Origin of the sequence: Nocardioides sp. PD653-B2 (assembly GCF_002117935.1) — a bacterium.
GTDB lineage: Bacteria > Actinomycetota > Actinomycetes > Propionibacteriales > Nocardioidaceae > Nocardioides.
Window position 1 is genome coordinate 40,354 of sequence record NZ_BDJE01000055.1, and the last position, 6,071, is coordinate 46,424.

Here is a 6,071-nt window from a genome sequence, read left to right on the forward strand (position 1 = left end):
ACGCGCCAGCGGCGTGCAGCACGCCAGCTCGTCATCGGGGTTGCACGCACCAGAACCGGACATCGACATAGGTGAATACTCACATGTGTCTATGTCTGATGGCGACCCAGGTGAGCGAACGCTGGGTGAACAACAGCCCTGGCCACCTAGTGTGCCGCCCAGGCACGTGGTGCGATCGGGTGCTGGGATCGGCGCCACCCGAGGGAAGGCCGGCTCAGTCGTTCTCGCGGCGACGCTCGAGCAGCACGGTGTCGCGCCACACGCCATCGAGCCGGGCGATACGTGAGCGTACGGCGAGGGTCTGGTAGCCGGCCGAGTGATGCAGGGCCAGGGAGGCGCGGTTCTCCGGGAAGATCGAGGTCTGCAGCGTCCAGAGCCCCCCGGCGTCGGCCTCGGTGACCTGGCGATGCAGCAGCGTCTTGCCGACACCCCGCCCGCGGGCTGCCTCGGTGACGTAGACGCTGGTCTCGCCCACGCCGGCGTAGCAGTCGCGGGCCGAGACCGCCGAGACCCCGGTCCAGCCGACGACCTGCCGCTGACCGTCGATGTCGAGCTCGGCGACCCAGGCATGGCCCGGCAGCCACTTCGTCGTCAACGCCGAGATGGTGGGCACCTCGGTCTCGAAGGTGGCGTTGCGGGTGGCGATGCCTTCGGCGTAGATGTCCCGCACGACCGGGAGGTCGTCCTCGACCAGGGCGCGGGTGGTGACGTCGGTCGGGAGGTCTTCGGGGCAGCACGGAGCCGATGCGAGCGTGCCCATCACCACGTCGGCCGCGTGCGGAAGACCGGTACAACAGGCCGGGTTCACGGTGACGACCGAGGCGGTGCCGACCTTGTCGACGAACACGAAGCCGATCTCGGCGAGCTTGCGGACGTGGTGGGAACAGGTCGACTGGCTGATGCCGAGCACGCTCGCCAGGTCTCCGACCCGGATGCGGCCGGCCGGCGCCGTGGAGACTGCGTGCAGCAGCCGGACACGCGTGGGGTCGGACAAGCTGGCGAACCACCCGGCGTAGGTCGCGGCCGAGTCCTCACCCAGAACTGCTGCCCCGCCTGCGGACGCCGGACCGCCACCCGGCGCGGCGCAGTCGCCCGCGGGCGGGCTGGTCACGTCGGCGATCGGGATGGTCAGGTCCACGCTCATGCCGGAGACTGTATCGATCACCGTCGATGGTTGCAATCATCGACAACCGTCGATACAGTCCGGTTCATCGACCACCGTCGATACGTCTTCGACCAGGTGCAGGAGCAGAGCATGACCACCGCCCCCCCTCAGGTGGCCCCGAGCCCGGCCCGTCCGGTCGTGGTCGTCGGTGCCGGTCCGATCGGCCTCGCTGCGGCGGCGCACGCCCAGTCCCGCGGGCTGCCCACCGTCGTCCTCGAGGCGGGCGACGCCGCGGGGGCCGCGGTGCGGCAGTGGGGCCACGTGCGGTTGTTCTCGGCCTGGAGCGAGCTGGTCGATCCCGTCGCGGAGGAGATCCTCGCGCCCACCGGCTGGATCGCACCCGACCCGCAGGCCTACCCGACCGGTGCGGACTGGGTCGAGCAGTACCTCGCTCCGCTCGCAACCGCCCTTGCCGCGACGGACGAGGTCGACGTCCGGTTCGGGCACCGCGTCGTCGGCCTCGCCAAGCGTGGTCGGGACCGGATGGTCGACTCGGGCCGCGAGGCCGCCGGGTTCACCGTGCACGTTCAGACTCCCGAGGGACGGGTCCGGCTGGAAGCCGCCGCCGTCGTCGACGCGTCCGGCACCTGGGGCGGCCCCAGCCCGCTGGGTGGCGACGGGCTGCCCGCAATCGGCGAGGACACTCACGCCGGCCGGATCTTCTACGGCATCCCGGACTTCACCGACCCAGCTACCGCAGCCCGCTACGCCGGCAAGCACGTCGCCGTCGCAGGCACCGGCGCCTCCGCGCTGAACACCCTGGTCGGGCTGACCACCCTCGCCGAGTCCCACCCCGCCACGCAGATCTCCTGGTTGGTGCGCCGTGCCGCGACCGGCGACGCATTCGGCGGTGGCGACAACGACCAGCTCGAAGCCCGCGGCGCGCTCGGCAAGCGCGCCCAGGCAGCCGTCGAGTCCGGCCCCGTCTCCGTGGTGACGTCGTTTCGCACCGGCGAAGTCGCCGCCGACCCGAACCGCACGGGCGCCCTGGTCCTCACCAGCCTCGACGGCGCCACGCTCGTCGGCGTCGACGAAGTCGTCGTCGTCACGGGCTTCCGCCCCGACCTCACCTGGCTGGGCGAGGTCCGTCTCGACCTCGACCCGGTCCTGTCCGCGCCGACCCAGCTCGCGCCCCTCATCGACCCCAACGTCCACTCCTGCGGCACCGTCTACCCGCACGGCGCCGGCGAGCTCGCCCAGCCCGAGACCGGTCTCTACCTGGCCGGGATGAAGTCCTACGGCCGCGCCCCGTCGTTCCTGGCGCTGACCGGCTTCGAGCAGACCCGCAGCGTCATCGCAGCGATCGCCGGAGACCACGAGTCCGCGGCCCGCGTCGAGCTCGTCCTGCCCGAGTCCGGCGTCTGTGGCGGCTCGGGACAGTTCGACAGCCAGCCGAGCGAGGAGTCTGGCGGCGGATGCTGCAGCCCCGCCGAGCCCGAGCTGATCACCATCGGTGGAGGCACCAGCTGCGGATGAGCGGCGGGGCCGGGAGCCGCGTACTCAGAGGGTGCTCTGCACCCCGGCGAGGAGCTGGCGGGCCATCACGATCCGCTGGACCTGGTTGGTGCCCTCGTAGATCTGGGTGATCTTCGCGTCGCGCATCATCCGCTCGACCGGGTAGTCGCGGGTGAACCCGTAGCCACCCAGGACCTGCACGGCGTTGACCGTGACCTCCATGGCGACGTCGGAGGCGAAGCACTTCGCGGCCGCACCGAAGAACGTGAGGTCCTTGTCGTTGCGCTCGGAGCGCCCGGCCGCGGCGTACGTCATCTGCCGGGCCGCCTCGACCTTCATGCCCATGTCGGCGAGCATGAACTGCAGGCCCTGGAAGTCGGCGATCGGCTTGCCGAACTGCTGGCGCTCCTGGGCGTAGCCCAGCGCGTAGTCCAGGGCACCCTGGGCGATCCCGACGGCCTGCGCGGCGATCGTGACGCGGGTGTGGTCGAGGGTCTTCATCGCGGTCTCGAAGCCGGTGCCCTCGGCGCCGATCATCCGGTCCGCGGGGATCCGCACGTTGTCGAGGTAGACCTCACGCGTCGGCGAGCCCTTGATCCCGAGCTTCTTCTCCGGGGCGCCGAACGAGACACCGTCGTCCGACTTCTCCACCACGAACGCCGAGATGCCCTTCGACCGCTTCTCCGGGTCGGTCACCGCCATCACCGTGTAGAACTCCGAGACGCCGGCGTTCGTGATCCACCGCTTCACCCCGTTGAGCACCCAGGTGTCGTCGTCGCGGACCGCGCGGGTCTTCATCCCGACCGCGTCCGAGCCCGCGTCCGGCTCCGAGAGGCAGTAGGAGAACCCGCCCTCGCCGCGCGCGAGCGCTCCGAGGTACTTCTGCTTCAGCTCCTCCGAGCCCGACAGCTGCACCGGCAGCGAGCCCAGCTTGTTGACCGCCGGGATCAGGCTCGACGACGCGCACGCCCGGGCCACCTCCTCGATGACGAGCACGGTCGCCAGCGCGTCGGCCCCGGCACCGCCGTACTCCTCGGGCACGTGCGGGGCGTGGAAGTCCGCGGCCAGCAGCGCGTCGGCCGCCTCCTGCGGGTAACGGGCGTTCTCGTCCACGTCCGCGGCGTACGGCGCGACCTTCGCGTCACACACCGCGCGGACGGCCTCGCGGATCGCCTGGTGCTCCTCGGAGAGGGCATAGAGGGGGTACTCGGAGCTCATAGGGCCGAGTTTACTCGCCAGTAACCGGCGCTCGGACCGGGCATGCGAACGCCCGGCCGGGTAGAACCCGGCCGGGCGTTCGGGACGGAGCTGTGGAGCTACTTCTTCTTGGTGACGGTCGCCTTGGTGGAGCTGCCCTTCAGGCTCTTGGTGCCCGCGTAGGAGACGGTGACCTTGTGCTTGCCGACCTTCAGGGTCTTGACCAGGGTGACGACGGTCTTGCCCTTCTTGAGGGTGCCCTTGCCGACGACCTTCTTGCCCTCCTTGACGACGACCTTGCCGGCCGGGACCGTCTGGCCCCACGAGGTGCTCTGCACCACGACGGCGATCGTGGGCTTCTTGCCGCTCTTGGGCGTGGCCGTGGTCTGCGACAGCTGCTGCGCCAGCGGGTAGCCGCTGACCAGGACCGCCGGGGTCGTGTCGGCCTGGATGACGCAGGACAGCGGGAGGAAGTCACCCGACGAGTTCTCCGTCATCATCGTGAACGACGACGGCAGGACGATGTCGTGCATGCCCGGGTCCGGCGTCGTGAAGGCCTGGTTCGACCCGGAGGCCGTCCAGACGGTCGAGCCGGAGCTGGAGTCGAAGTCACCGTCGACCGGCAGCGGCACCGTGGTCGGGCCGAAGCCGAGGGTGAAGTCGTCGGAGTGCGCACCGGTCACACCGAAGCTGCCGAGCGCCGCCGCCTGCTCCGGGGTCAGGGTCGAGGTGACGTCGATGGAGACCAGACCGGGCGGGACGGGCGCGCCGGCCCAGAACTGCGGGACCGGCAGACCACCCTCGACCGTGATGGCGAAGTCGGAGACGTAGGCGTCGGCGGGGGCGCTGCAGGTGTAGGTGCTCGACGCGGACTCGGCGTTGGCGGCGGTCGTGCTGATCCCGACCAGGGCGCCGGCGGCAAGGGCGGTGGTGACGCCCGCGATCGCGGTGCGGGCGGTGATGCGGCGAATGTTCATGAAGAAGTGCTCCCTCCCGAGCAACTCATTTCGCTACCAGGGGGTAGCAAAGACCGGGCCACCGTATCCCCTGCTCCCGGGGCGCGCGCACGAACCGCGGAATCTCCGGCAAATGTCCAGGAGAGTGCTCCGCCTAGGCTGGGCCCATGGCTGACTGGCAGAACTCGGACTGGATCGACACCATGCTCGACGACGCCCACACCTGGGCGGTGGTCGGCCTGTCCGGCGACCCGTCGCGCACGGCGTACCAGATCGCGGAGCTGCTCCAGTCGCGCGGCAAGCGGATCGTCCCGATCCACCCGTCGGCCGCCACGGTCCTCGGCGAGCAGGGCTACGCCAGCCTCGCCGACGTCCCGTTCCCGATCGACGTCGTCGACGTGTTCCGGCGCTCCGAGGCAGCCGGTGAGTTCGCCGACCAGGCGGTCGCGATCGGGGCCGGCGGCGTGTGGTTCCAGCTCGGGGTCGTCGACGAGGACGCGTTCGCGCGGACCACCGCCGCGGGCGTGCCGATGGTGATGGACACCTGTCCCGCGATCGAGTGGCGCACGAGACGGTGAGCCCGCAGAGCGGCCCGGGCTCCGACCTCGTCGTCCCGGCCGGACCCGGACTCCCGGACGGCGTGACCGTCCCCGCGGGCGAGCTAGTCGAGCGGTTCTCGAAGTCGCCGGGCCCCGGCGGCCAGTCCGTCAACACCACCGACAGCCGGGTCGAGCTCGAGTACGACGTCGCCGCCTCGACCGTCCTCACCGACGCGCAGCGCGCCCGGGCCCTCGGCCGGCTGCCGGGTCCGGTCATCACCGTCGTGGCCTCGGAGCACCGCTCCCAGCACCGCAACCGGGTCGCCGCCCGCGACCGGCTGGCCGAGCAGCTCCGGGACGCCCTCGCCCCACCCCCTCCCCCGCGCCGCCCGACCAAGCCCACCCGCGGCTCGCAGCGCCGCCGGCTCGAGGCCAAGAAGCAGCGCGGCCAGACCAAGTCGCTCCGGGGGCGGGTCGTCGGCGAGTAGGGAGCCCGGGCCTGCGTCGGTGCGACGGCCGCGATCGACCCGGCCCGCCGTAGCGGACCACCAGGGTGCGCGCACGGGTGTGGCCCCGTCGGCGGTGGCCGGCGGGGTCGGTGGGTCAGGGATGTCGTGGGTGGGTGAGGTCGTTGACGTAGACGTGCCCCAACGGGCTGGTCCAGCGGAAGATGCGTGCTGCGGTGCGTTGGTAGGTCCAGCCGCCGTGGGTCTTGAGGCGGTGGTGGTGGCGGCAGAGCGGGGCGAGGTTGCAGGAGCA

At 71.3% G+C, this 6,071-nt stretch carries 6 protein-coding genes; 3 read left to right on the forward strand and 3 right to left on the reverse strand.

The annotated features are described in order from the left end of the window. Positions 1-214: 214 nt before the first annotated feature. Positions 215-1,144 (reverse strand): helix-turn-helix domain-containing GNAT family N-acetyltransferase, encoded by a 930-nt coding sequence (locus PD653B2_RS21865; protein ID WP_085874535.1) that lies wholly within the window; start codon positions 1,142-1,144, stop codon positions 215-217. A 111-nt stretch (positions 1,145-1,255) separates the two neighbouring features. Here PD653B2_RS21865 and PD653B2_RS21870 point away from each other — a divergent pair, with 111 nt between their 5' ends. Continuing rightward, positions 1,256-2,641 carry an FAD-dependent oxidoreductase gene (locus PD653B2_RS21870; protein ID WP_085874536.1) on the forward strand — a complete coding sequence of 462 codons (1,386 nt, stop codon included), beginning with the start codon at positions 1,256-1,258 and terminating at the stop codon, positions 2,639-2,641. Positions 2,642-2,665: 24 nt separating this feature from the next. Here PD653B2_RS21870 and PD653B2_RS21875 read toward each other — a convergent pair whose 3' ends face one another. Further along, positions 2,666-3,838, reverse strand: coding sequence for an acyl-CoA dehydrogenase family protein (locus PD653B2_RS21875; protein ID WP_085874537.1), 1,173 nt, complete (start codon positions 3,836-3,838; stop codon positions 2,666-2,668). 98 nt (positions 3,839-3,936) lie between these two features. Further along, on the reverse strand, positions 3,937-4,794 hold the full coding sequence (locus PD653B2_RS21880; protein WP_085874538.1) for an Ig-like domain repeat protein: 858 nt from the start codon (positions 4,792-4,794) through the stop codon (positions 3,937-3,939). Positions 4,795-4,940: 146 nt separating this feature from the next. On the opposite strand from PD653B2_RS21880, the gene PD653B2_RS21885 reads away from it, so the two are divergent. Both PD653B2_RS21885 and arfB read left to right on the forward strand, forming a co-directional pair. Then, positions 4,941-5,351, forward strand: coding sequence for a CoA-binding protein (locus PD653B2_RS21885; protein ID WP_085874539.1), 411 nt, complete (start codon positions 4,941-4,943; stop codon positions 5,349-5,351). Then, complete coding sequence (gene arfB, locus PD653B2_RS21890; RefSeq protein ID WP_085874545.1) at positions 5,348-5,800, forward strand: alternative ribosome rescue aminoacyl-tRNA hydrolase ArfB; 453 nt, start codon at positions 5,348-5,350, stop codon at positions 5,798-5,800. The genes PD653B2_RS21885 and arfB overlap by 4 nt, the downstream gene beginning before the upstream one ends. Positions 5,801-6,071 lie beyond the last annotated feature (271 nt).

Coding starts and splice junctions, on each gene's coding strand:
- PD653B2_RS21865 (WP_085874535.1), bottom strand. CDS start 1,144: ATGAGCGTGGACCTGACCATCCCGATCGCCGACGTGACCAGCCCGCCC.
- PD653B2_RS21870 (WP_085874536.1), top strand. CDS start 1,256: ATGACCACCGCCCCCCCTCAGGTGGCCCCGAGCCCGGCCCGTCCGGTC.
- PD653B2_RS21875 (WP_085874537.1), bottom strand. CDS start 3,838: ATGAGCTCCGAGTACCCCCTCTATGCCCTCTCCGAGGAGCACCAGGCG.
- PD653B2_RS21880 (WP_085874538.1), bottom strand. CDS start 4,794: ATGAACATTCGCCGCATCACCGCCCGCACCGCGATCGCGGGCGTCACC.
- PD653B2_RS21885 (WP_085874539.1), top strand. CDS start 4,941: ATGGCTGACTGGCAGAACTCGGACTGGATCGACACCATGCTCGACGAC.